This is a genomic window from Ignavibacteriota bacterium (genome assembly GCA_016707525.1).
Lineage (GTDB): Bacteria > Bacteroidota > Ignavibacteria > UBA10030 > UBA6906 > JAGDMK01.
The window spans coordinates 146,839-169,958 of sequence record JADJHP010000014.1 but is presented as its reverse complement, the minus strand read 5'-3'; the positions used below and the strand labels follow the sequence as shown (position 1 = coordinate 169,958).

The 23,120-nt window shown below is 61.7% G+C and carries 24 protein-coding genes; all 24 read right to left on the bottom strand.

Going from position 1 to position 23,120, the window contains the following annotated elements; translation table 11 throughout:
- Positions 1-1,198, bottom strand: a 1,198-nt coding sequence (locus IPI01_18855) for an NADH-quinone oxidoreductase subunit L (GenBank protein ID MBK7259819.1), incomplete at its 3' end; no start/stop codon positions are given.
- 30 nt (positions 1,199-1,228) lie between these two features.
- Positions 1,229-1,546, bottom strand: coding sequence for an NADH-quinone oxidoreductase subunit NuoK (gene nuoK, locus IPI01_18850; protein ID MBK7259818.1), 318 nt, complete (start codon positions 1,544-1,546; stop codon positions 1,229-1,231).
- Positions 1,547-1,606: 60 nt separating this feature from the next.
- Complete coding sequence (locus tag IPI01_18845; protein MBK7259817.1) at positions 1,607-2,110, bottom strand: NADH-quinone oxidoreductase subunit J; 504 nt, start codon at positions 2,108-2,110, stop codon at positions 1,607-1,609.
- A gap of 5 nt (positions 2,111-2,115) precedes the next feature.
- Positions 2,116-2,802, bottom strand: coding sequence for an NADH-quinone oxidoreductase subunit I (locus IPI01_18840; protein MBK7259816.1), 687 nt, complete (start codon positions 2,800-2,802; stop codon positions 2,116-2,118).
- A gap of 63 nt (positions 2,803-2,865) precedes the next feature.
- Positions 2,866-3,897, bottom strand: coding sequence for an NADH-quinone oxidoreductase subunit NuoH (gene nuoH, locus IPI01_18835; GenBank protein ID MBK7259815.1), 1,032 nt, complete (start codon positions 3,895-3,897; stop codon positions 2,866-2,868).
- A 33-nt stretch (positions 3,898-3,930) separates the two neighbouring features.
- Positions 3,931-5,028 carry an NADH-quinone oxidoreductase subunit D gene (locus tag IPI01_18830; GenBank protein MBK7259814.1) on the bottom strand — a complete coding sequence of 366 codons (1,098 nt, stop codon included), beginning with the start codon at positions 5,026-5,028 and terminating at the stop codon, positions 3,931-3,933.
- A gap of 83 nt (positions 5,029-5,111) precedes the next feature.
- Entirely contained in the window at positions 5,112-5,591 is a 480-nt protein-coding gene (locus IPI01_18825) for an NADH-quinone oxidoreductase subunit C (protein ID MBK7259813.1), read from the bottom strand.
- Between the two features lie 31 nt (positions 5,592-5,622).
- Positions 5,623-6,117, bottom strand: a complete 495-nt coding sequence (nuoB, locus tag IPI01_18820; protein ID MBK7259812.1) for an NADH-quinone oxidoreductase subunit NuoB — start codon at positions 6,115-6,117, stop codon at positions 5,623-5,625.
- A gap of 10 nt (positions 6,118-6,127) precedes the next feature.
- Positions 6,128-6,565, bottom strand: a complete 438-nt coding sequence (locus IPI01_18815; GenBank protein ID MBK7259811.1) for an NADH-quinone oxidoreductase subunit A — start codon at positions 6,563-6,565, stop codon at positions 6,128-6,130.
- A 199-nt stretch (positions 6,566-6,764) separates the two neighbouring features.
- Positions 6,765-6,995 (bottom strand): hypothetical protein, encoded by a 231-nt coding sequence (locus IPI01_18810; GenBank protein MBK7259810.1) that lies wholly within the window; start codon positions 6,993-6,995, stop codon positions 6,765-6,767.
- A gap of 175 nt (positions 6,996-7,170) precedes the next feature.
- Positions 7,171-8,877, bottom strand: a complete 1,707-nt coding sequence (locus tag IPI01_18805; GenBank protein ID MBK7259809.1) for an AMP-binding protein — start codon at positions 8,875-8,877, stop codon at positions 7,171-7,173.
- A 42-nt stretch (positions 8,878-8,919) separates the two neighbouring features.
- A complete protein-coding gene (locus tag IPI01_18800; GenBank protein ID MBK7259808.1) occupies positions 8,920-10,443 on the bottom strand; it encodes a fumarate hydratase in 1,524 nt (507 codons plus the stop codon).
- 11 nt (positions 10,444-10,454) lie between these two features.
- A complete protein-coding gene (gene queC / locus IPI01_18795; GenBank protein ID MBK7259807.1) occupies positions 10,455-11,153 on the bottom strand; it encodes a 7-cyano-7-deazaguanine synthase QueC in 699 nt (232 codons plus the stop codon).
- Positions 11,150-11,794, bottom strand: a complete 645-nt coding sequence (locus IPI01_18790) for a radical SAM protein (protein ID MBK7259806.1) — start codon at positions 11,792-11,794, stop codon at positions 11,150-11,152. Before IPI01_18790 ends, queC begins: the two co-directional genes overlap by 4 nt.
- Positions 11,795-11,854: 60 nt before the next feature.
- Complete coding sequence (locus IPI01_18785; protein MBK7259805.1) at positions 11,855-12,478, bottom strand: response regulator; 624 nt, start codon at positions 12,476-12,478, stop codon at positions 11,855-11,857.
- Between the two features lie 475 nt (positions 12,479-12,953).
- Positions 12,954-13,823, bottom strand: a complete 870-nt coding sequence (gene uppP, locus IPI01_18780; protein MBK7259804.1) for an undecaprenyl-diphosphatase UppP — start codon at positions 13,821-13,823, stop codon at positions 12,954-12,956.
- A 19-nt stretch (positions 13,824-13,842) separates the two neighbouring features.
- Positions 13,843-14,973, bottom strand: a complete 1,131-nt coding sequence (locus IPI01_18775; protein MBK7259803.1) for a sodium ion-translocating decarboxylase subunit beta — start codon at positions 14,971-14,973, stop codon at positions 13,843-13,845.
- Between the two features lie 13 nt (positions 14,974-14,986).
- Positions 14,987-15,397, bottom strand: a complete 411-nt coding sequence (locus IPI01_18770; GenBank protein ID MBK7259802.1) for an acetyl-CoA carboxylase biotin carboxyl carrier protein subunit — start codon at positions 15,395-15,397, stop codon at positions 14,987-14,989.
- A gap of 2 nt (positions 15,398-15,399) precedes the next feature.
- Positions 15,400-15,750, bottom strand: a complete 351-nt coding sequence (locus IPI01_18765) for an OadG family protein (protein ID MBK7259801.1) — start codon at positions 15,748-15,750, stop codon at positions 15,400-15,402.
- 13 nt (positions 15,751-15,763) lie between these two features.
- Positions 15,764-17,317 (bottom strand): acyl-CoA carboxylase subunit beta, encoded by a 1,554-nt coding sequence (locus tag IPI01_18760; protein MBK7259800.1) that lies wholly within the window; start codon positions 17,315-17,317, stop codon positions 15,764-15,766.
- A 27-nt stretch (positions 17,318-17,344) separates the two neighbouring features.
- Positions 17,345-17,749: a methylmalonyl-CoA epimerase gene (mce, locus tag IPI01_18755; GenBank protein ID MBK7259799.1), complete on the bottom strand. Its 405-nt coding sequence runs from the start codon at positions 17,747-17,749 to the stop codon at positions 17,345-17,347.
- A gap of 10 nt (positions 17,750-17,759) precedes the next feature.
- The gene (gene meaB, locus IPI01_18750; GenBank protein MBK7259798.1) at positions 17,760-18,890 is read right to left on the bottom strand and encodes a methylmalonyl Co-A mutase-associated GTPase MeaB; all 1,131 of its coding nucleotides are present in this window, start codon (positions 18,888-18,890) and stop codon (positions 17,760-17,762) included.
- Entirely contained in the window at positions 18,887-21,058 is a 2,172-nt protein-coding gene (gene scpA / locus IPI01_18745) for a methylmalonyl-CoA mutase (GenBank protein ID MBK7259797.1), read from the bottom strand. The genes meaB and scpA overlap by 4 nt, the downstream gene beginning before the upstream one ends.
- Positions 21,055-23,097: an acyl-CoA mutase large subunit family protein gene (locus IPI01_18740; protein ID MBK7259796.1), complete on the bottom strand. Its 2,043-nt coding sequence runs from the start codon at positions 23,095-23,097 to the stop codon at positions 21,055-21,057. The genes scpA and IPI01_18740 overlap by 4 nt, the downstream gene beginning before the upstream one ends.
- Positions 23,098-23,120 lie beyond the last annotated feature (23 nt).

Below are 23,120 nucleotides of genomic sequence, written 5' to 3'. Positions count from 1 at the left end.
CCCAGAACGTGACCGGCATCTTCGCACGGAGGCCGCCCATGTTCCGGATGTCCTGCGGATCGGTATGGTGGTCATGCTGGTGGTGCATCGCACCGTGCATGGCATGGATCACCGAGCCGGAGCCGAGGAAGAGGCCGGCCTTGAACATCGCATGCGTGACGAGGTGCATGAACCCGTAGGTGTACGCACCGACGCCGAGGCCCATGACCATATAGCCGAGCTGGCTGATCGTGGAATACGCGAGCACCTTCTTGATATCGTTCTGCGCGATGGCGATCGTCGCGGAGATGAACGCGGTGGTGAGCCCGATGTACGCGATCACCATCAGCGCATCGGCGGTGAGGAGCGGGAACACACGCGCCACGAGATACACGCCGGCGGCGACCATGGTGGCGGCATGGATGAGGGCGCTGACCGGGGTCGGGCCTTCCATGGCGTCGGGGAGCCACACATGCAACGGGAACTGGGCGGACTTGCCGATCGCACCGCAGAAGATCAGGACGCCGGCGGCGGTCAACCACGACTCGCTCCCCAGCGGCATCTCTCCGGACTGGAGCCCGGCGAAGATCTCTTTCAGCCCGAAGGTATGGAACGTCGTGAACATGATCGCCATGCCGACAAAGAACCCGACATCGCCGATGCGGTTGGTGATGAACGCCTTCATGGCGGCATTGCTTGCGCTCTTCTTCTCGTACCAGTGGCCGATGAGCAGATACGAACTCAGGCCCACCAGTTCCCATCCTACATAGAGCAGGAAGAGGTTGTCCGCAAGCACGATCACGAGCATCGAGAAGGTGAAGATGCCCAGATAGCCGAAGTACCGGCTGTACCGTACATCGTCGTGCATGTACCCGATCGAGAAGAAGTGGACCAGGGTACTGATGATCATCACGACGGCCATCATGATCGCGGCGAGGTTATCCATGGCAAAGCCGAGCACGATCTTCAGCGGCCCGATGCCGGGGACCTCATGGAAGTCGACCCACGTGAAGCGGAGGGAGCCGACCTCACCCGCAAAGGTGGTCATCTTCTGGTAGAGCACGTAGAGCGCGATCCCCAGGGCGATGGTGATGATGCCCGTCTCGAGCCAGTCGCCCTGCCGGGGGAGTTTCTTGCCGAAGAACATCATCAGCACGAACCCGGCCAGGGGCAGCAGGAGGACGGCGAGGGAGAGTATGACCAGCGTATCAGACGACATCTGAATTGTTCCTTCTTCCTTCGTCGTTCATCATTCTTTCAGGGAGCTCACTTCATCCACATTCACGGTCTGGAACCGGTTGTAGATGTTGAGGACGATCGCCAGAGCGATGGCAGCTTCGGCAGCGGCGAGGATGATCACGAAGATCGCCGCCACCTGGCCGTCGAGCGCGGGGCCGGACGGGTGCAGGCCGCCGTAGCGTGAGAATGCGATCAGGTTGATATTCGCCGCGTTGAGGATCAGCTCCACCCCCATCAGCACCATGATGGCGTTCCGGCGGGTGACGATGCCGTAGAGCCCGAGGGCGAAGAGGATGGCGCTGACGATCAAAAAGTGCGCGAGTTGCACATTCGGCAACCAGGCGAGCACACCGTTGACAAGGGATGTCTGCATGGGTCTGGGTCCGGGTTACGGTTTACGAGTGCGGCGTGCCATCAGCGCGGCGCCGATCAGAGCTGCAAGGAGTACCACCGACGCCACCTCGAAGGGCAGTGCATACCCGGTCATCAGGAGTTCGCCGATCGCGCGCGTGGTCGCGGTCGGGGCCGTCGCCGGCTCGACCACGGTGCTCCAGGTCATGTAGAACACCGCGGCGAGCGAGCCTGCCATGACGGCCGCGCCGACCAGCGCCGGGATCGTGTTCAGCGTGCCGGTCTTGATGTCCACACTCACCACGTTGTTCGTCAACATCACGCCGAACAGGAGCAGCACGAGGATGCCGCCGACGTAGATCAGGATCTGGGTCACGGCGAGGAAATCCGCGTGCAGCAGCACGTAGAGGGCCGCGACCCCGATGAACGTGAAGAGCAGCGAGAAGGCCGCGTACATGATGTTCTTCGTGAACACCACGACGAACGCGGAAACGATCGTGACGGCCGCAAAGACGTAAAAGATGATGTCGAACGTATCCATAGGGGTCAGGAGTTGGTTTCTTGCTGTGGCGGTGCCGGCGGTGTGGCCGGCGGAGCTGCTGGCGGTGCGGCCGGCGGTACAGCCAACGGTAGAGATGGACCTGCCGGGGCGGCGGCGGGAGCTGCCGCCGTTGCAGGCGCGGGTGCCGCAGCCTTCGCTGCAGCCGCAGCCGCGGCCGCAGCGGCCTTCTTCGCCGCCTGCTCTTTGTCATAGGCCGCAAGCCGTGACTTCGCAGCATCGATGTCCTGCGTGGTCATGGTCGCGAAGTTATACATGAGGGCCTGACGGTCGAACTCGGAAAACTCGTACACATCCGTCATGGTGATGCACTCGGTCGGACACGGCGCAACGCACAGGCCGCAGTAGCAGCACTTGGCGATGTCGATGTCGAACCGCGGAACGTACAACCGCTTCTTCGTTCCCACCGACGTGAGGCCGAGGTCCACATCGGGCGTGGATTTGATCGTTTCGATCGTGATGCAGTTCACCGGGCACGCCATCGAGCACTGGTCGCACCCGATGCAGTCGTCCATGTTCACATACAGACGGTTGCGGGCGCGCTCGGGGAGCTTCACCTTCACGGCCGGATACTGGATCGTGACGGCCCGTGTAAAGAGATGGGCCCACGTGATCTTCATGCCGATCAGAACGGTCCAAACGCCGTCCCAGATATTGCGGAAATACCTGCTCATTACTTCAGGTCCATTCGTTGCACATGTCAGGCCCCGCCGCGTTCGCGGCGGCGCCGGTGACGTTTAGTGTCCGGCCGCAAGCACCCAGGCACCAATGCCCAGGATGATCACGAACGAGAACGGGATCAACACCTTCCATCCCACATACATGAGCTGGTCCACGCGCAGGCGCGGAAGGGTCCAGCGAAGCCACATCTGAACAAAGATCACCACCATGCTCTTCAGCACGAACCAGCTGAGATCGAAGTACCATGCACCGGAGAGGAACGTCCCGAACGGGCTCCCCCAGCCGCCGAAGAACAGGGTCACCAGGATCGCGCTGACCGCGAACATGTTGGCATATTCCGAAAGGAACAACAGCGCGAAGCGCATCCCGCCGTACTCCGTGTGATACCCGCCCACGAGCTCGGATTCCGATTCCGGGAGATCGAACGGCGTGCGGTTCACTTCTGCCAGCGAGGCCACGAAGTAGATGATGCCCGCGAGGAACAGGAAGGGGAATTTCTGGAAGATGAACCAGTCGAGGATCGAGCCGGACTGCAGGCGGTTGATCTCCTGCATGTCGAAGGTGCCCGCCACCATCACCGCGGCCAGGAGCGCCAGGGCGACGGGGATCTCATAGCTGATGATCTGTGCGGCCGAACGGAGCGAACCATACAACGACCATTTGTTGTTGGATGCCCAACCCGCCATCAGCAGGCCGATCACGACGAGCGACGAGATCGAGATGATATAGAACAACCCGACATTGATCTCCGCGCCGACATACGCCGCTGCGAACGGGATCGCGGCATAGGCCGCATACGATCCGACGAACACCACATACGGTGCGAGGACGAACAGTTTCCGGTCCGCCGCCGTCGGGATGATGTCTTCCTTCTGGATCAGCTTGGCGATGTCCGCGATCGTCTGCGCCCAGCCATGCCACCCACCGGTGAGCATCGGGCCGAGACGGTCCTGCATGTGCGCCGAGATCTTGCGTTCCCACCACACGGCGAACAGCGCGAACGGGATCACAAAGAGCAGCGGCACCACCGCCATCAGGGTGTACACCAGCACCTCGTTGGAGATGAGGTTGAGCAGTTCAGTTTTCATAGATGATCAATGCCCGCAGTTCAGAGCTCGTTGTTAACGGTCGACTTCGCCGAGGACGATATCGATGCTCCCCAGGATCGCCACCACATCGGCGATCATCGATCCGCGGCACATCGACGGCAGCGCGGAGAGGTTCACGAAACACGGCGGGCGCACCTTCACGCGCGCCGGACTCGCCGTGCCGTCCGCAATGATGTAATACCCCAATTCACCCTTCGGGGTCTCGGTGCGGACGTAGATCTCGCCGGCCTCGGGACGGATGCGTTTGGGGATCGCGGACTGCACGTCGCCTGCCGGAAGCATCTCCACGGCCTGCTCGATGATCCGCACGCTCTGTTCCATCTCCCGCGCACGCACCATGTACCGGTCCCAGCAATCACCCACCTTCCCGCGTTCGCCGGTACCGACCGGGATATCGAAGTCGAACCGGTCGTAGATCGAATAGGGATCGTTCTTCCGGAGGTCCCATGCCACACCCGAACCCCGGAGTACCGGTCCGCTCGCGCCGTAGTTGATCGCCACCTCGGCGGGCAGCACGCCGACATTGGCCGTGCGTTCCACGAAGATCTTGTTGAAGGACAGCAGGTTGTTCAATTCGACGATGTTCGGCTTGAAGTACGTGCAGAACTCGCGGACCTTCTGTTGAAAATCAGGCTTCACGTCGTGCGAGAGGCCGCCGATCCAGTTATAATTGTACAGCAGCCGGGCGCCGCAGGTCTCCTCGATGATGTCCAGGATGTGCTCGCGGTCGCGCATGCAGAACAGGAACGGGGTGAACGCGCCGATGTCCAGGCCATACGTCCCGATCGCGATCTGATGGCTGACGATGCGTGAGAACTCCGCCATGATCACGCGGATGACCTCGACACGCTCCGGCACCTGGATCTTGAGCATCTTCTCCATCGCCACGACATAGCCGAACTCACTGCTCATCGCCGCGACGTAGTCCATGCGGTCGGTGTACGGCACGATCTGCTGGTAGTTGGACATGTGCTCGCAGTGCTTCTCGAAGCACCGGTGCAGATAGCCGATGTGCGGGATCACATCCACCACGATCTCGCCATCCACCACGAGCTCCAGACGGAGCACGCCGTGGGTGGAAGGATGCTGGGGGCCCATGCTGATGACCATCTCTTCCGAACGGAGCTGGCGCCCGAGTCCGGGGACGGTTGAGGGACGGCGTCCCTTCTCAACGTCGGTCACGATAACGTCCATTAGTACGGTACCTTCATGCCATTGTAGAACTCGGGGACCTGATAGTCCTTGCGGAGCGGATACCCATCCCAATCATCGGGCATCAGGATGCGGCGCAGGTCAGGGTGGCCGTCGAACACGATCCCGAACATATCGTAGGCTTCGCGCTCATGCCAGTTGGCCGTCTTCCAGACCGCTTCGACGGACCCCACGTGCGGTTGTTCGACCGTGACGGTGGCCTTCAGGACGATCTTGTGATTGAACTTGGTGGAGTGGAGGTGATATACCACGCCGAGCTTCCCTTTGGTCAGGTCCACGCCGCTGAGACACATCAGGCTGTCGCAGAGCGTCTTCTCGTTGTCGCGCAGGAAGCGGCCGACCTCGGGCATACGGTCCGGGGCGACGGTGATGAACGGATCGAACACGCCGTCCAGTTTCGCTTCCAGGATCGCATCACCGAAGGTGGACTTGAGCAGGTCGAAGAATTCTTGGGGGATCATGGTCTTTGCGGATACGTGGATGGGCTGATCGTCACGCCGGCTTCTTGATGATCAGGCGTTCGTTACGGATCTTCTCCTTCAGTTTGAGAAGACCTTCGAGCAACGCCTCCGGCCGGGGCGGACACCCCGGGATGTAGACGTCCACCGGGATGATGCGGTCCACGCCTTTGAGGACGTGGTACCCATGTTCCCAGTAGGGGCCGCCGCAGTTGGAGCAGCTCCCCATGGAGATGACATACCGCGGCTCGGCCATCTGATCGTAGAGGGTCTTGATGCGTGTCGCCATCTTCAGGGTGACGGTCCCTGCCACGATCATGGCATCGGACTGCCGGGGTGACCCGCGGAAGAAGGTGCCGAAGCGGTCGAGGTCGTAGTGCGAAGCGCCGGTGGCCATCATTTCAATGGCGCAGCACGCCAGCCCGAACTGCATGGGCCACACGGACGAGAGGCGCGCCCAGGCGAGGAGAGTATCGACGGATGTGATGACCACATTGCCGTTCTCAAAACGCTGATCCAGAAGTCCCATCGTCGTTCCGTTATACCACTAGTTCTTCTTCAGTGAGAGGCGTCTCGCGGACCCCGAACCCGCGCTCATACCGCGGGATGCGCGGTGCCGGGCGGTCCCAATCCAGATCCCCATTCCTCCAGACATACGCGTAGCCGGCGATCAGGATCGAAAGGAACACCAGCATTTCGACGAAGGCGAACCAGCCCAGAGACCTATAGACCAGGGCCCAGGGGAACAGGAAGACGACCTCCACATCGAAGATCACGAAGATGAGGGCAATGACGTAGAACCGGATATTGAACCGGATGCGGGTATCGCCGACCGGTGTTTCGCCGCATTCATACGTTGAATTCTTGCTGGGATAGGGGCGGGAGGGGCGCAACAACCAGGCTGTGACCAGACCGAGGGCGACGAACACCGCTCCTACGAGAATGAATAGCAGAACCCGACCAAACTCGGTGAGCATGAATCAGGACCTCCGGATACCGCGAGGTGAGAGGGTTAGTGAGAAGTACAGCGCTGGTGACGCGTAAAATGTACCCCAATATAAACAGAATGCTCAGGAATGTCAACCCGAAGAACCGCCGGTACCCGGACGGAACGGCGGAAAATAAAAACGGCGGCCCGCATGTACGAGCCGCCGTGAGAGGTTGATATTCCGCCGGTCAGGCGGTTCTGTCCGTTTCCGGACTTGAGGGACTGGGGATCACCTCGCCGTGACTGTTGTACACCTGCGCCGGTATCTGCCGTGCAGGTTCATTCACGCGGGCATCCTCTACCTTCTGTTCCGGCAGCTGCGCCTTTACGGTCTTGACCGTCGTGTGTTCGGAAACACGTTCAGGCGGAACTGCGGAAAAGGTCTGCATCGCACCACCCGCTACACCGTTGCTTGTCATGGCACCATCCCCTTTCTGTCGTCCTGCCGACCTCCACTGAGGCATCGGCAACGAAAGAGTATGCAAAAATCACGCCATGGGCGAACCGCGAACGCGCGCGATTTTGCGGCATGAGGTGGCACCACTGTGTAGACATAGGATACATCCATGCACAGATGCACAAAACTATGCACCACTACTTGTGCACGAGATACCGCTTCACCTTCTGCGTCGTCGTCTTTTCAAACTCGTGGTCGCGGACATAGAACTTCCGGATCTGCTTGAATGCGGCCACCTCGGCATTCACTTTCGCAACCTCCTCCGCGATCACCTCCCGGATCAATGCATCCGTGATCTGCACACCACGCGTCTCCGCATATTCAATGAACGCCTCGGCATCGGGCACGATCAGCGCCGCGATGATCTCATCATGCTTCTCGTCCGGTTCGCCATACACCATCGATTCAAGAACGTACGCGCTCCGGTGCAGCAGGTCCTCCAGTTCCTCGGGATAGACGTTCTCACCCCGGCGCGAAATGATCACGTTCTTTTTCCGGCCGGCGATGTGCAGGAAATCGTCCTCATCCCGGAACCCGAGATCGCCGGTCTTGAACCACTCCCCTTCCTTCACCTGCTGCGTCAGCTCATCGTTCTTGTAATACCCGAGCATCACGTTCGGCCCCTTCGCCCAGATCTCGCCCACGCCCTCGGCGTTCGGCTGGTCGATCCGCAGGGTCACGCCGGGCAACGGCAACCCCGCCGCCTCATCTTTGAACGCATCGGGCCGATTGAGCGCAAGGATGGGTGACGTCTCCGTGAGCCCATATCCCTGCAACAGGGTGAAGCCGAATTCCCGCAACCCCTTCGCCACCATCGGATCCGTGGCCGCGCCGCCGGCAATGAAAAGGCGGACGTGCCCGCCGAATTTCTCATGGATCTCACGGAAGACCGCCTTCTTGCAATTCTTCCAGCCGACTTTTTCGAGGATCGCGGTCACCTTCACGAGCGGACCCATCACCATCGAAGCGATCTTCCGTTCCTGGATCGACTTGTAGATGCGCTTGAACATCTTGTCGAAGAGGAGCGGCACCCCGAGCAGCATGGTGGCATGCGAGGATTGCAGGTCGTCCACGACGGTCTTCAACGAGCGCGCATAATGCACCGAAGCGCCGGTGTACAGCGGACAGAGAAAGCCGCAGGTGCATTCATAGGTATGGTGCATGGGCAACACGGACAGGAAACGGTCCTCCGGATGAATGAACACCATCCGCACCATGCTCATCAGGTTGGCGGCGAGGTTCCCCTGGCTCAACATCACCCCTTTGGCCCGCCCGAGGGACCCCGACGTGAAGATGATCTCGGCCATCCTGTCCGGATCGATCTCCGGAAGGTCCGAGATGCTGTGCCCGTTGCTGTTCTCGATGAGTTCCAGCATCGACAGCGAACCATCCCGTTCTTCCGGCAGGTCCATGTTGATGTAGAACTTCAACTTCTTCATCGACCCGCGCCGCTCGCTGAGGATCGGCTCGAATGCGTCCGAGTACACGACCGCCACCGCATCGGACTCGTGGAGGATGTTCAGGATGTCGTTGATCGTCAGGTTGCGATCGATCGGGACCACCACATGGCCGAAGCACATGCAGGTGAGATAGGTCAGCCCCCACTGTACCCGGTTCTCTCCGATGACGGCGATATGGCTCCCCTCACGCAGCCCGAGGTCCTGCAACGCCTTCCCGAATTTCAAGACATGGGTCAGCAACGCCGTATACGTCAACCGTGGAATGGGCGTTTGCTTGAGGTCCTCGACCGCGAGTTTGCCGCCATAGTACCGTGACGAGCGGACGACCATATCCTGGACACAGCCGATCGAAGGCACGGTATGCAGTTTGATTTCAGGTCTCATGGTACGCTTCTGCTCCGATCCGCCCGCGGCGGGTCTGTGAGGTTAGAGTTGAACCGGCGCCGCGTGTGTCGCGAGCACCTTGCCGGACGCCTGTTCGACGTCCGCGTGAAGGCTCTTGCCGTGGGAGTCCATGGTCACGATCGCCGGAAATCCCTTCACGGTGATGTGCCACATGGCTTCGGGTGTGCCGAACTCGAGGAAATCCACTCCCGTGACCCCGGTGATGCACCGGGTATAGAACTGCGCCGCACCGCCGATGGCGTTCAGATAGACCGCCCCGACCTCTTGCAGCGCCGCAAGGGTCTTCGCCCCCATACCACCCTTGCCGATCACGGCGCGGACCTTGAATTTCTTGAGGATGTCCGCCTGGAACGGCTCCTCCCGTCCGCTTGTCGTCGGGCCCGCGGCTCCCATCGTCCAGATCTCGCCGTTCTTCAGCGCCACGGGACCACAATGATAGATCGCCGACCCCTCGAGGTTCACCGGCGCATCATGGGTCATCAGATAATGATGGAGCGCATCGCGTCCGGTGTGCATGGCCCCATCGAGAATGACCACGTCGCCGACCTTGAGCTGGCGCACCTGCGTCTCGCTCAGCGGGAGCGTGAGACGGATCTCGCGGCCGGTGAGCGGCAGACCGTCACCGCGCGCCATGGTGATCGCCGGAGAGTCGTCACGATAGAGCCACCGCGTGATGGCGCCCGTGGCCGGATCCACCACCACACCAAGACGGCGGAATGCCCAACAGTCATACGCGACCGACACGAAGAAGCTCGCCGGCAGCCGGTGATACGATCCGACCTTGCAGCCGATGAGCGTGGATTGTCCGCCGAAACCCATCGTCCCGATGCCGAGCCCGTTCGCCGTCTCCATGATGTACGCCTCGAGCCTGGCCAGCTCGGGGTTCGGATTCACGTCGTCCAGCAACCGGAACAATTGCTGCTTCGCAAAGCCATAGCCGGATGTCCGGTCGCCGCCGATCGCCACACCGATCGCACCGACCGCACACCCATGGCCCTGTGCCTGCCACACGGCATGGAGGATGCATTTGCGGATCCCGTCCATCGTGCGGTCCGCACGGCCGAGATGAGGCAGTTCCATGGGGAGGGAGTACTGGATGTTCTTGTTCTCGCACCCGCCCCCTTTCAGCAGGAGCCGCACATCGATCTCGTCCTTTTCCCACTGCTCGAAATGGATGACCGGTGCGCCCTCGCCGAGGTTGTTGCCGCTGTTCTTCCCCGTGAGCGAATCGACGGCATTCGGACGAAGCTTGCCGAGTTTCGTCGCTTCGGCGATCGCTTCGCGTATCGCGGCTTTCATCACGATCTGGTTCGCACCCACAGGAGTCTTGATCTCGAATGTCGGCATCCCGGTATCCTGGCAGATCGGTGCCGCATCGCCGCACGCCATATCCACATTCGTGGCGATGGTCTCAAGTGCCAGCATCGACTGTGTTCCCGGCTTCTCCTGCTCACGCGCGGCCAGGATGGCGCGCCGCGCATCCGGAGGCAGGTTCGTCGACGTCTCGATGATCAGCTTCAGCATGCTGTCTTTGAACTGTTGCATGGGCGTCTCCTTTAGTGACGGTGATCGGGCCGGACCGAGTACGGGATCGGGTCGGGGATGCCCGCCTGCTGGAACCCGCGCAGGCGGAGCGCGCAACTGTCGCACACACCGCAGGCCTCATCCTCTGCCTGGTAGCAGGACCAGGTGAGTGCGAGCGGTGCTTCGAGTTCGGTGCCCCGTTTCACGATCTCTGCTTTGGACAACTGCAGGAGCGGGGCCTGGATGGCGATACCTGATCCGGGCCTGGTCCCGGTGGTGATCATGGCATTATACGCGTCGAAGAATGTACGGCGGCAATCGGGATATCCCGACGAATCCTCTTCCACGGCGCCGATGTAGATGGAGCGCGCACCGATCACTTCCGCCCAGCTTACCGCGACGGCAAGGATGTTCGCATTGCGGAACGGGACGTACGACGTCGGGATGCCCGTCGCGGTGAGGTCTGCCTGCGAGACCGGGATGGTATGATCCGTGAGACTGGACCCACCGATCACAGCAAGATGTTCCATCGGGACGACGAGTGTCCGGGTGACGCCGAAGTGCTTTGCGATTGCATGGAATGCGGCGAGTTCCCGTGCTTCGGTGCGCTGGCCGTAATTCGCATGGAGGAACGCAAGACCGGTGTGCGCGCGCGCCGCGATCGCCGTGGTCACGCAGCTATCCATCCCCCCGCTTACCAGAACAATGGCCGGATGATCGGAGTTCTTCATACGCCCCTGCGCTGCGGATCCCAGAGATATTTGTGCAACTGGAGCTGCAACCGCCCGCGGACGCCGGTTTCGAGGATCCACGCCGCCAGGTCGGTCGGCGACACCGTTCCGAACACCGGCGAGAAGAGCAACGGACACCGTACGGAGATGCCGAACCGGCGGTCTGTGTCGACCGCCCAATCGAAATCCTTCCGGTCAGCGACAACGAACTTCACCTCATCGCGCGATGTCAGGAGCGGAAGATTCGACCAGAGATTCCGGTCCGCCATCCCGCTGCCGGGGCATTTCACGTCCACGATCCTGTGCACGCGCGCATCGACCGCACCGATATCCAGGCTTCCACCGGTCTCGAGGAGGACCTCGTACCCGGCATCGCACAGGGCGGAGAGCAGGTCATGACATGCTGGTTGAAGGAGCGGTTCGCCGCCGGTCACTTCGACAAGATCGCACTGATAGGAAGCCACGGTGGCAAGGATCCGGTCGAGGGCCATAGGCACCCCTCCGGTGAACGCGTAGGCCGTATCGCACCAGGTGCAACGGAGGTTGCACGCAGAGAGGCGGATGAAGACGCAGGGTCGCCCTGCGTAGCTGGATTCGCCCTGGATACTGTGGAAGATTTCGTTAACGACGAGTTCTATCATACCCGGGGGGATTGTGCGGCCCGGGTATGGTAGGGAGAATCCGTCCGAAAAGCAAGGAGATCAGACCGCGATCGGTACAGCGCGCCTGCGGTTCAGCACGGTCGTTGCCGCCGCGGCGAGCAATTCACCATCGACCGGCTTGACGAGGAAGTCATCCACGCCGAAACGGCGGCCGGCGATCATGACGTCGCGGTCGATACGGGTCGCATGGAACAGGAACGGCACATTGGTCAAGGCACTGTTCGTACGCAGCCACAGGAAGAGATCGAACCCGCGGGCGCCGGTATCGAAATTGATCTCAGAAACGATGACATCGGGAATCACCATGGAAAGGAGCTCCACGGCCTCCTCATACGTCGCGGCGCCGGCGAAGCGGAATCCGCGGCGGCCCAGCACTTCGGCAAAGTGGGTCAGGAGGCGTTCATCCTGGTCCACCACCACGATCAGGTCGTCCTTCTGCCCTGCGCGGCCCGCCGCAGTGGCGCCACCATGCCGGAGCACCTGGCCGAATTCGCCATCGATCCGCTCTTTCAGCAGGAGAGACGCCGGGTGCCGCGGATCGAGTGCGAGCGCGGCATCAAGCATTCTGCGGGCAATGGGATAGCGCGCCATGGCACAACATTCTTCACCCTTCTTCACATAATGCTCGATCTTCATCTGCATGAACACTTCACGCGAAGTCATCGCGGTCATTTCCTTTTAGCGTGCCGGGGTTGACAGTGAAACACGGTGAATCAATATACACCATCCGCATCCCCGGCGGTGTGCCCTGTGTCACCCGCCGCACACTGTCACCCATGTCCGCACACGGCCCGGCAAAGGCATCCTGGTTGCGGACCTGGTGGTTGATCCTTGCTGTGTTCTTTACGGGATTCTTATGTGGAAGCCGATCACCTTGACGCCGCCGGCATGGAGTACGCTCGTACGGCTCCGTACTTTAGGCCTGTTGAGCCAATGGGAAGGACATGACAATGGATGTGGCGATCGTGGTAGGAGTAGTGTTCCTGGGATTTCTGTATTCATGCCTCCGCGGATGGAAGCGCTTCAAGGATCCGGTGGAGACGCACCAGCCGCTGGGCCCACAGGGTCGCCATCATTGACCCGGGTGCTCCCAGCGGCTGGTGCGAATTAAGAATGAAGAACTAAGAATTCTTAGTTCTTAATTCAGGATACCCTGCATGAGCAGCAGGGTGAGAACGATGCCGAGCGCAAAGCGGTACCAGACAAAGATCATCGTCGTGTGCCGCATCAGGTAGCGCAGCAGCCATGCAATGGCAGCATACCCTGCAAGGCCCGAGACCACGGTGGCGATCACGAGGTTCCCCACTCCGAGGTGAAAGACGTCTGCCCCGCTCTGCAGCATGCCTACGACCTTGTACAACTGATAGAGTCCGCTTGCCAGCACCGCCGGGATGCTGAGCAGGAACGAGAACCGTGCGGCCGCGGACCGCGTGAACCCGAGGAACAGCGCTGCCGTCATCGTGGTCCCGGAGCGTGAGGAGCCGGGGATGAGCGCGAGCGCCTGCGCGAGGCCAACGATCAGCGCATCCTTCCACGTCACACTTTCGACCTCGCGCGCATGGCGCGCGACCTTTTCCGCGAGCCATAACAGCGCCGCCAGACAGACCAGGCTCCCGACGATCACCATCGTACTCTTCGTCAGCGCGCTTTCGATGATATGGCGGAGGAGGTACCCGACCAGAAGCACCGGGACGGTCCCGAGGGCCATCGCGAATCCCAGGCGGCTCTCTTGCGACCACCCTCTCTCGCCGCGCCCCGCTGTGCCTGCTGTCAGGTCGCGGAAGATCCCCGCAACGACATTCCAGAGATCGGTGCGGAAGTAGATGAGCACCGCCGCCATGGTCCCGAGTTGCATCACCGCCATGAACGCGGTCCACGATTCCGGTGCTTCAGCATCCACGACACCGAACAGCTTCCCCGCGATCGTCAGATGCGCGGTGCTGCTGATGGGAAGAAATTCCGTCAATCCCTGAATGATCCCGAGGATCACTGCCCACAAAGCATTCACGTCGTATCCTTTCTTGTGACTAACCGAGGATCGCGAGCAACACGCCCGCGGCGATGGCCGTCCCGATGACGCCGGCAACATTCGGCCCCATGGCGTGCATCAGGAGGTAATTCTGCGGATTGTACTCCTGTCCGACATTGTGCGAGACACGTGCCGCCATCGGCACGGCGGACACGCCTGCCGAGCCGATCAGCGGATTGATCTTGCCGCCACTGAGCCGGTACATCAGCTTCCCGAACAGCACGCCGCCGACGGTGGAGAACCCGAAGGCCACGATCCCCAGCGAGATGATCTTGAGGGTCTCCCAGCGCAGGAACACCTCCGCTCCCATCGTCATGCCGACACAGGTACCCAGAAAGAACGTGACAATGTTGATCAACTCGTTCTGGGCCATGTTCGTCAGGCGATCCACCACGCCGCTCTCGCGCAGGAGATTGCCGCCCATGAGCATCGCGAGCAAGGGTGCCGCCGGGGGAACGATGAACACACCGATCACCGTGACCGCCAGCGGGAAGATGAGCTTGATCTTATGCGACACGGGCTTCAGCGTCTCCATCACCACCGCACGTTCCTTGTCGGTGGTCAGCGCCCGCATGATCGGCGGCTGGATGAGCGGTACGAGCGCCATATACGAATACGCCGCCACGGCGATGGGGCCCAGCAGGTGCGGCGCGAGTTTCAACGTCAGATAGATCGCGGTCGGCCCATCCGCCCCTCCGATGATCCCGATCGCGGCGGCTTCCTTCAGATCGAACCCCAGAAGGACGGCGGCAAAGAGAGCGATGAAGACGCCCAACTGCGCTGCCGCCCCCAGAAGGAAGGTACGGGGATTCGCCAGGAGAGGACCGAAGTCGGTCATTGCGCCGATGCCCAGGAAGATCAGCGGCGGGAAGATCTCCAGTTCGATGCCCTTCGACAGATAATAATAGAGCCCGCCGATCTCATTGCCATGCGGCACGGTCAGCAACCCGTTGCCCGGCAGGTTCGCCAGGAACGCACCCAGGCCGATCGGCAGGAGGAGCAGCGGTTCGAAGCCCTTCTTGATCGCGAGGTAGATCAGCAACGACGCGACACCGAGCATGGCCACCTGTCCCCACGTCAGGGACCAGAAGCCCATCCCGGCAACGAATTTCTCAAGGTTCTCGATCATGGTCTCTCACTTGTCATTCAAAGGTGAGCAGGACCTGACCGGCTTCGATCTTGTCCGACACCTTGACCTTGATCACCTTGATCTTGCCGTTCTGCGGCGAGGAGATGTTGGTCTTCATCTTCATGGCCTCAAGGATGAACAGAATGTCATTCTGTTTCACGGTATCCCCCTCTTTCACGGGGATCTCGAGGATCACACCGTTGATGGGAGAGGTCAGCGATTTCTTATCGGCCGCACCAGCCTTCCCCTTCCCGCCTGCTGCAACGGACGGAGGCAGCGATGCATTCACCGGGGTGACATAGCTGTCGACTGCCCGCACCGGCGGACGGAACGCCGGCTGGTTTTCGATCACATCATCATCATGGACCACTTCCACGTCCACTTCGTACCGTTTGCCGTTCACCGTGATCATCAACTTCTTCATGGTCAGGATTTCCTTTTCGTGATGGCATGGGATGCCATGATGTTCAACCGTCCGGTCACCGCCCAGGCGGGCTCTGCCCCGCTCTCCAGGAACCGGATCTTCCGGACGACGACAGGTTTCCGGATGGTGCTCGCGACCGCTGCCGTGATCACGGCAACGATCTCGTCGTTCACCTCGTCGTCGACCTGATGCGTCTCTACCTTGTCTGCATACTTCCTGATGCGCATCGCGTTGATCCACGAGTCCCCCCATTTCAACAGCCGGATCATCCCGGCCAGCACCAGCAGGGCGGAAAAGACCGCCGCCATACCAACGACGAGCAGGAGGAACGCTTCCACAATAGGATCTGTCATGGTCTCCTCAGTATCACATGGGGATCAGGCCGTGCTTCTTCTGCGGCCTGAGTTCACGTTTGTTGCGCAACGATTCCAGTGCGACAGAAAGATAGGCACGGGTCTTCTTCGGTTCGATGACCGCATCGACCATACCCTGCTGGGCGGCCTGATACGGGTTCGAGAACTGGAGCTTATACGCCTCGATCAACTCTTTCCGCCGTGCCTGCGGATCGGCGGCGGACTTGATGTCGCTGCGGTACAGCACATTGACCGCCCCTTCCGCACCCATCACCGCGATCTCCGCGGTCGGCCATGCAGCGATGCGGTCCGCTCCGAGTGCCTTGGCACTCATGGCAAGATAGGCCCCGCCATACGCCTTGCGCACCACGACCGAGATCTTCGGCACGGTTGCGGCGGAGAAGGAGAACAGCATCTTCGCGCCGTGACGGATGATGCCACCGAATTCCTGTTCGACGCCCGGCAGGAATCCGGGGACGTCCACGAAGGTGATGAGCGGGATATTGAACGCATTGCAGAACCGGACGAACCGTGACGCCTTGTCCGACGCGTCGATATCGATGGCCCCGAATTTCTCCAGGGGCTGATTGGCCACCACGCCTACCACGCGCCCGTTGAGGCGGGCGAAGCAGACGATCATGTTCTTCGCATAGTGGCCGTGGACCTCGAAGAGCGACCCGGGATCGAGCACCATCTGCAGGATATCGAACATGTTGTACGGATCGCGGGGATCGTCGGGGACGACCTGGTTCAGGGCCTCGTCCTCGATGATCGTGAGGTCGCCGGTCCCCTGGAACGGCGGATCTTCGGTATTGTTGTTCGGGAGATAACTGAGCAGGGTTTGCACGATCTCGATCGCATCCGCATCATCACGTGCGATGAAGTGCACGTTCCCGCTCTGCGCCGCCTGTGCGTACGCACCACCGAGCTCCTCGGCCGAAATGGTCTCGCCCGTCGCCTCCTTGATCACCTCCGGCCCGGCGATGAACATCTGTCCGGTCCCCTTCACCATCACGATGAAATCCATGAGGGCGGGCGAATAGGCCGCGCCACCGGCACAGGGGCCCGCGATGATCGAGATCTGCGGCACGACACCGGACAGGAGGGTATTATAATAGAAGATGCGGCCATACCCCTGCAGGGAATCGACGCCTTCCTGGATCCGTGCGCCGCCGCTGTCATTGATCGAGATGTACGGTGCGCCGGCTTTCAGCGCCATGTCCATGATCTCGCAGATCTTCCATGCGTGCTTCAGCCCGACGCTCCCCCCCATCACGGTGAAATCCTGGGACGAACCATAGACCAGCCGCCCCCGCACCGCTCCGAGGCCTGTCACCACCCCGTCGGCAGGCAGGTCCTTCCCGCCAAGTCCGAACGATGTGGAATGGTGCTGGACGAATCGGAACAGCTCATCGTAGAACCCGTTATCATACAGCAGATGAAGCCGCTCGTGGGCGGTCATTTTCCCGGCCTTGTGTTGGGCTTCCAGCCGATCCGCGCCGCCGCCAAGATTGACGTGCGCGTTCTTCTCTTTCAGGATCTTCAGCTTGTCATTGACGGTTTGCATTGTTCTGTCCTTCGTTGGGTCGGCGGATCAGGCGTGCGAACAGAGTTCGGTGAGAACGCCGTTCGTCGACTTCGGGTGGAGAAAGGCGATGGTGAGCCCCTCCGCACCTTTCCGCGGTTGTGCATCGATCAGTTGTAGTCCTGCAGTCTGTGCCTCCTGCAATGCGCCCGCAACATCGGGGACGGCGAAGGCAAGGTGATGCACACCCTCTCCCCGCTTTTCAATGAATTTGCCGATCGGGCCATCCGGCGTCATGGATTCCAGGAGTTCGATCTTCGTTTGTCCGATACGGAAGAACGCCGTCCGGACCTTCTGGTCCGCCACCTCTTCCACCGCGTAGCATGCGGTGCCGAGGAGTTTTTCGAAGAACGCTATGGATGACTGCAGGTCTTTGACGGCGATACCGATGTGTTCAATGTGTGTTGGGTTCATGGTCGTTGTATCATGTACGTTGTTCGAAGTGGCGGATCAATTCCTGTGCCGCGGCAGCGGCGGTGATGGTCCCGGCAACGACCTGCTGCTCCATGGCGGGAAGACGGCCGGCAACGGAGGGATGTGCATAGAACAACGACCGGAGATGCTCTCCCACCATCCCGTGCAGCCATGCCAGAAGTTGATCGTTGCGCCGGTTCGCGAGCACGCCGGAGGCGGTCGTCTGCACGCGGAAATCTTCCACCTTCTCCCAGAGCGCCGGAACGCCCTCCCCCGTCAAAGCTGAACACGTGAGGGTGGGAGGCGCCCATCCCTCGGTCGCCGGGGTGAGAAAATGCAGCGCATGCGCGAACTCCGCACGCGTGGTTTCGGCGCGCGTACGGTTCTCCCCATCGGCCTTGTTGATCGCCACGAGGTCGGCCAGCTCCATCACGCCTTTCTTGATCCCCTGCAACTCGTCCCCTGCGCCGGTGATCAGCAGCAGGAGGAAGAAATCCACCATCGAGCGGACCGTGATCTCGCTCTGCCCGACCCCGACGGTCTCCACGAGTATGACGTCGTATCCTGCCGCCTCACAGAGAAGCATGGTCTCGCGGGTCTTGCGCGCAACGCCGCCGAGGTTCCCGCCGGACGGCGAAGGCCGGATGAAGCAGCGCTCATCGCGCGCCAGCCGCTCCATCCTTGTCTTGTCGCCGAGCACGCTGCCACGGCTGATACTGGAACTCGGATCAACGGCAAGGACGGCGACCCTATGGCCCTTTCCTGTGAGGTAGAGGCCCAGTGCCTCGATGAACGTGCTCTTCCCGGCACCGGGCACACCGGTGACGCCGACGCGTATCGCCTTGCCGCTGAAAGGAAGAAGACGGGTAAGCACCTCGCGGGCGGGATCCGCATGCGCGGGAGCGTTACTTTCAATGAGCGTGATGGCGCGGGCGAGCATGACGCGGTCACCCCCCCGCACGCCTGCGATGTACTCTTCAATCGCCGGAAGCGGACGCGCGGGAGAGCTGGTACCTGGAACCGGAGGTGCAGCACCCGGAAGTCCGTCGTGTCCGCCTTCCACCCCCTTCATGACGGTGGAAGCGAACGTGCCCGGTGTTCCGGGTTCGGCCCACTCCGGTGTGCGCCCTGTGTCGGTCATCGGTGTGCGCCGCTCTCCCATCGCTCGAGCATGGTACGCGCGGCCACCGGTATCACCGTACCCGGACCGAAGATCGCGGCCGCTCCGTTCGCCCGGAGGAAATCATAATCCTGCGCGGGGATGACGCCTCCGGCCACAACGAGGATGTCGCCGCGGCCGAGCGCCGTGAGCGCTGCCACAAGCTGCGGGAGAAGCGTTTTGTGTCCGCCTGCGAGCGAACTCATGCCGACAAAGTGCACATCGTTCTCCACTGCCTGCCGTGCCGTCTCTTCGGGGGTCTGGAAGAGCGGGCCGACATCCACATCGAACCCCAGATCGGCGAACGCCGTGGCGATCACTTTTGCACCGCGGTCGTGCCCGTCCTGTCCCATCTTGGCGATGAGGATACGCGGCCGGCGGCCATCCTTCCGTGCGAACGCATCGGTGAGGGCCCGCACCTCTTCCACGTCCTTGTTCATGGCGAACTCGCTGCTGTACACGCCGGAGATAGTTTTGATGACCGCGGTATGGCGTCCCCAGACCTTCTCGAGGGCGTCAGAGATCTCACCCAGGCTGGCACGCAGCCGCGCTGCGTCCACCGCGAGAGCAAGCAGGTTGCCTTCACCCGAGCGGGCAGAATGCGCAAGGGCATGCAAGGCCGCAGTCACCGCCGCCTCATCCCGTCCTGCGCGGAGTTCCGCCAGCCGGCGGATCTGCGCCTCGCGCACCGCGGTATTGTCCACTTCGAGGATCTCGATCGGATCCTCCTTCGCCAGGCGGTGGAGGTTGAGCCCGACGATCGCATCGGCGCCGGAATCGATCCGTGCCTGGCGCCGTGCCGCGGCCTCTTCGATCCGCATCTTCGGGATGCCGGTGGAGATGGCCTGCGCCATGCCGCCCAGCGATTCAACCTCTTCGATATGGGCCCATGCGCGGCGCATCAGGGCATCGGTCAACGCCTCGACATAGTACGAACCGCCCCAGGGATCGATCACGCGCGTGATGCCCGTTTCATGCTGCAGGTACAACTGCGTATTGCGCGCGATGCGTGCGGAGAAATCCGTCGGGAGCGCGATCGCTTCATCGAGCGAATTGGTGTGGAGCGACTGTGTATGCCCGAGCACCGCGGCCATGGCCTCGATGCAGGTGCGCGCGACGTTGTTGAACGGGTCCTGCTCGGTGAGGCTCCAGCCGGAGGTCTGCGAATGTGTGCGCAGCGCCATGGACTTCGGATCGCGCGGGTTGAACTGCTTGATCAACTTCGCCCAGAGCATGCGCGCTGCGCGGAGTTTGGCGATCTCCATGAAGTAGTTCATCCCGATCCCCCAGAAGAACGAGAGACGGGGGGCAAAGGCATCGATCGGGATCCCCGCCTTCAGGCCGGTCCGGACGTACTCCAGACCATCCGCCAGCGTGTAGGCCATCTCGAGATCGGCGGTCGCACCGGCCTCCTGCATATGGTAACCGGAGATGCTGATGCTGTTGAATTTCGGCATCTTCTCCGACGAGTACGCGAAGATGTCGGCAATGATGCGCATGGATGCGGCGGGGGGATAGATGTACGTGTTCCGCACCATGTACTCTTTGAGGATGTCGTTCTGGATCGTGCCGGCCAGCTGATCGGGACGGACCCCCTGCTCCTCCGCGGCCACGATATAGAATGCCATGATCGGAAGCACTGCGCCGTTCATCGTCATCGACACCGACATCTGGTGGAGCGGGATCCCGGCGAAGAGCAGCTTCATGTCGAGCACCGAGTCCACGGCAACGCCGGCCTTGCCGACATCACCCACGACGCGGGGATGGTCAGAATCGTAGCCACGGTGCGTCGCCAGATCAAAGGCGATCGAAAGACCCTTCTGTTCCGCTGCAAGATTCCTGTGGTAGAAGGCGTTGCTCTCCTTCGTGGTCGAAAACCCGGCATACTGTCGCACGGTCCACGGCTGCGTCACGTACATCGTCGCGTACGGCCCGCGGAGGAAGAGCGGGATCCCCGCCGTGAAGTCGAAATGCTCCAGCCCTGCCTGATCCCCGGCCGTGTACAGCGGGGCGACCGGGATCTGCTCCATGGTCTTCCAGATCTGATCTGCTTGCTCCGGTGTGATCAGCGGCGTTGGTGTGCCGGACGCCGGCGCTGCAGATGCGGAGAAATCCGGCGTGATGTCAGAGAATCGGGGAAGCGTACTCATGCGGTCACCCCCATACGGGCGAGAATGCGTCCGAGTGTACCGACGACATCCGACCGCACATGGATGAACTCATGCACGCCGGCGTGCGTGAACGCTTCCACATGCTCCTGGGGGAAGCCGGCCAGGATGATGACCACCTCCGGCAAACGCTGCTTCATCAGCGAACAGAATGCAGGGACAATGGCGGGATAGGTCTCATCCGTCGAGCACAGCACCACGGCCCGGGCACCGGTTGCGGCCGCCGCTTCCACCGCCGCCTCTGGCGTATCATACCCGGTTCCCATCCGCACAACACACCCTGCCGCGGCCATGAAGTCCGCTGAAAACTCTGCCCGCGCCTTGTGCTGGGCCAGCGGGCCCATCGTCGCCAGAAACGCGATCGGCGCCGCCCCCGTCCTCCGCGCATAGGCATGCGTTGCGGCCCGAAGCATCTCATAGCCTACGGCGCGACGATGCGCCTGGATCGCAGGAGCGGTGATGGGATCGCCGGCCCGGCGGGCCCGCCATGCACGCCCCATCTCACCGATCGTTGCACCCTGCCCGGCAGCATCGATCAGGGCGTTCATGATGGAGTCGCGGCCCGTCTCCAGGATACGGGACAGCCGCTCCTTCACCGCCGTCTCCTCGGCACGGTCCGGCATGGTCCGGAGCACACGCAGCGTCTCTGCCCTGCGCGCGCGGATCGTCTCGAGGTCTTCCCTGCGCGTTTCCAGGGGAACCTCGCCGGTGTTGGCATACGTCGTGACGCCGACCACGACATCCTTGCGCCCTGCCACCGCTTCCGCACGCTTCGCGGCGGTGGCGGCGATCCGCTGTTGAACGGACCCCTTGATGAGTGCATCCTGGACGCCGCCCTCTGCCTCGATCTCCTGAAAAAGCTTCCACGCCGCCGAAGCGATCTCTTCGGTGAGTGACTCCACCAACCACGACCCTCCGGCGGGGTCAGCGACGCGGTGGAGATACGATTCCTCCTGCAGCAACACCTGGACATTCCTGGCGATGCGCCGCGAGAATTCATCGGGCTGCCGGATCACGTCGTCGAACGGAGCGACATGCATGGTCTGACATCCCCCGATGGCACCGCTCATCGCTTCCGTGGTTGCACGGAGCATGTTCACGTAGGGGTCGATACTGGACATATCATACGATGATGTGCGCACGTGCAGATGCATCCCGCACCCGGCCCGCGGCACCCCGAACGCCGCGGCCACATGCGCCCAGGCCATCCGCGCGGCGCGGAGTTTGGCGATCTCCATGAAGAACTGAGGGCCGAGGTTGAAGGAGAACCAGATCTGAGAGGCCGCCACTTCCGCGTGAACGCCCCGGGTCACGAGCGCACGCATGTATGCCGCTCCGGTCGCGAGGGCGATCGCAACCTCTTCCACCGCCGACGCCCCGCCGTCCGTATAGGGGCGCGTCGCCACCGCGGCAGTGCGGATCCCCGGGGCGAACTTCTCCGCCCATTCCGCGGCAACCGCCATCTCATCGTAGATCACATCGGCCGCGTACGGGATGGCCCCCTCGCGGGCGAGAGTCCCGAGCGGATCGCTGCCGATGCAGCCACGCAACGCCGATGCCGGTTGCTTCAGACGTTTCAGATGAGCCACGGCGATCGCGAGGTACTGGGGTCCGGCGCACCCTGCTTCAATGAAGATGGGATGTGCTGCGAGGTCGATGCCATGCAGCGCTTTTCCGAATCCGGCGATGGAGGCAATGGACGCCCCCCCGCTCCCCACGGTCTCGGGAGGAGCAAGATCCGGATCCTCCCCGACCCGGGATGCGCGGTCGAGCGTCACAACGACCGCATTCTGGCCCCGCTCCAGGTCATGCCGGAGGGCGGCATTGAGTTCTTCATACGTCGGGTAGGTGAGCTCCTGTGCGATGAGCCAGGGCGTACACGGACCGGCCACTGCATCGGAACCGCGTCGGAAAGGAAATTCCCCGGGCACACCGGGATCTGAACCGGCTTGTACACCGTTTGCCCCCGAGCGGTCGTAGAGGGGCTGAAGGACGATCCCCTCATGTGTCCGGGTGGGCATTTTTTTGTCGAAGGGGGTGCCTT

Excerpts from the sequence above, each read along its gene's own strand:
- IPI01_18845 (MBK7259817.1), bottom strand. The coding sequence starts at position 2,110 with ATGGATACGTTCGACATCATCTTTTACGTCTTTGCGGCCGTCACGATC.
- IPI01_18840 (MBK7259816.1), bottom strand. The coding sequence starts at position 2,802 with ATGAGCAGGTATTTCCGCAATATCTGGGACGGCGTTTGGACCGTTCTG.
- nuoH (MBK7259815.1), bottom strand. The coding sequence starts at position 3,897 with ATGAAAACTGAACTGCTCAACCTCATCTCCAACGAGGTGCTGGTGTAC.
- IPI01_18830 (MBK7259814.1), bottom strand. The coding sequence starts at position 5,028 with ATGGTCATCAGCATGGGCCCCCAGCATCCTTCCACCCACGGCGTGCTC.
- IPI01_18825 (MBK7259813.1), bottom strand. The coding sequence starts at position 5,591 with ATGATCCCCCAAGAATTCTTCGACCTGCTCAAGTCCACCTTCGGTGAT.
- nuoB (MBK7259812.1), bottom strand. The coding sequence starts at position 6,117 with ATGGGACTTCTGGATCAGCGTTTTGAGAACGGCAATGTGGTCATCACA.
- IPI01_18815 (MBK7259811.1), bottom strand. The coding sequence starts at position 6,565 with ATGCTCACCGAGTTTGGTCGGGTTCTGCTATTCATTCTCGTAGGAGCG.
- IPI01_18810 (MBK7259810.1), bottom strand. The coding sequence starts at position 6,995 with ATGACAAGCAACGGTGTAGCGGGTGGTGCGATGCAGACCTTTTCCGCA.
- IPI01_18805 (MBK7259809.1), bottom strand. The coding sequence starts at position 8,877 with ATGAGACCTGAAATCAAACTGCATACCGTGCCTTCGATCGGCTGTGTC.
- IPI01_18800 (MBK7259808.1), bottom strand. The coding sequence starts at position 10,443 with ATGCAACAGTTCAAAGACAGCATGCTGAAGCTGATCATCGAGACGTCG.
- queC (MBK7259807.1), bottom strand. The coding sequence starts at position 11,153 with ATGAAGAACTCCGATCATCCGGCCATTGTTCTGGTAAGCGGGGGGATG.
- IPI01_18790 (MBK7259806.1), bottom strand. The coding sequence starts at position 11,794 with ATGATAGAACTCGTCGTTAACGAAATCTTCCACAGTATCCAGGGCGAA.
- IPI01_18785 (MBK7259805.1), bottom strand. The coding sequence starts at position 12,478 with ATGACTTCGCGTGAAGTGTTCATGCAGATGAAGATCGAGCATTATGTG.
- IPI01_18775 (MBK7259803.1), bottom strand. The coding sequence starts at position 14,973 with ATGATCGAGAACCTTGAGAAATTCGTTGCCGGGATGGGCTTCTGGTCC.
- IPI01_18770 (MBK7259802.1), bottom strand. The coding sequence starts at position 15,397 with ATGAAGAAGTTGATGATCACGGTGAACGGCAAACGGTACGAAGTGGAC.
- IPI01_18765 (MBK7259801.1), bottom strand. The coding sequence starts at position 15,750 with ATGACAGATCCTATTGTGGAAGCGTTCCTCCTGCTCGTCGTTGGTATG.
- IPI01_18760 (MBK7259800.1), bottom strand. The coding sequence starts at position 17,317 with ATGCAAACCGTCAATGACAAGCTGAAGATCCTGAAAGAGAAGAACGCG.
- mce (MBK7259799.1), bottom strand. The coding sequence starts at position 17,749 with ATGAACCCAACACACATTGAACACATCGGTATCGCCGTCAAAGACCTG.
- meaB (MBK7259798.1), bottom strand. The coding sequence starts at position 18,890 with ATGACCGACACAGGGCGCACACCGGAGTGGGCCGAACCCGGAACACCG.
- scpA (MBK7259797.1), bottom strand. The coding sequence starts at position 21,058 with ATGAGTACGCTTCCCCGATTCTCTGACATCACGCCGGATTTCTCCGCA.
- IPI01_18740 (MBK7259796.1), bottom strand. The coding sequence starts at position 23,097 with ATGCCCACCCGGACACATGAGGGGATCGTCCTTCAGCCCCTCTACGAC.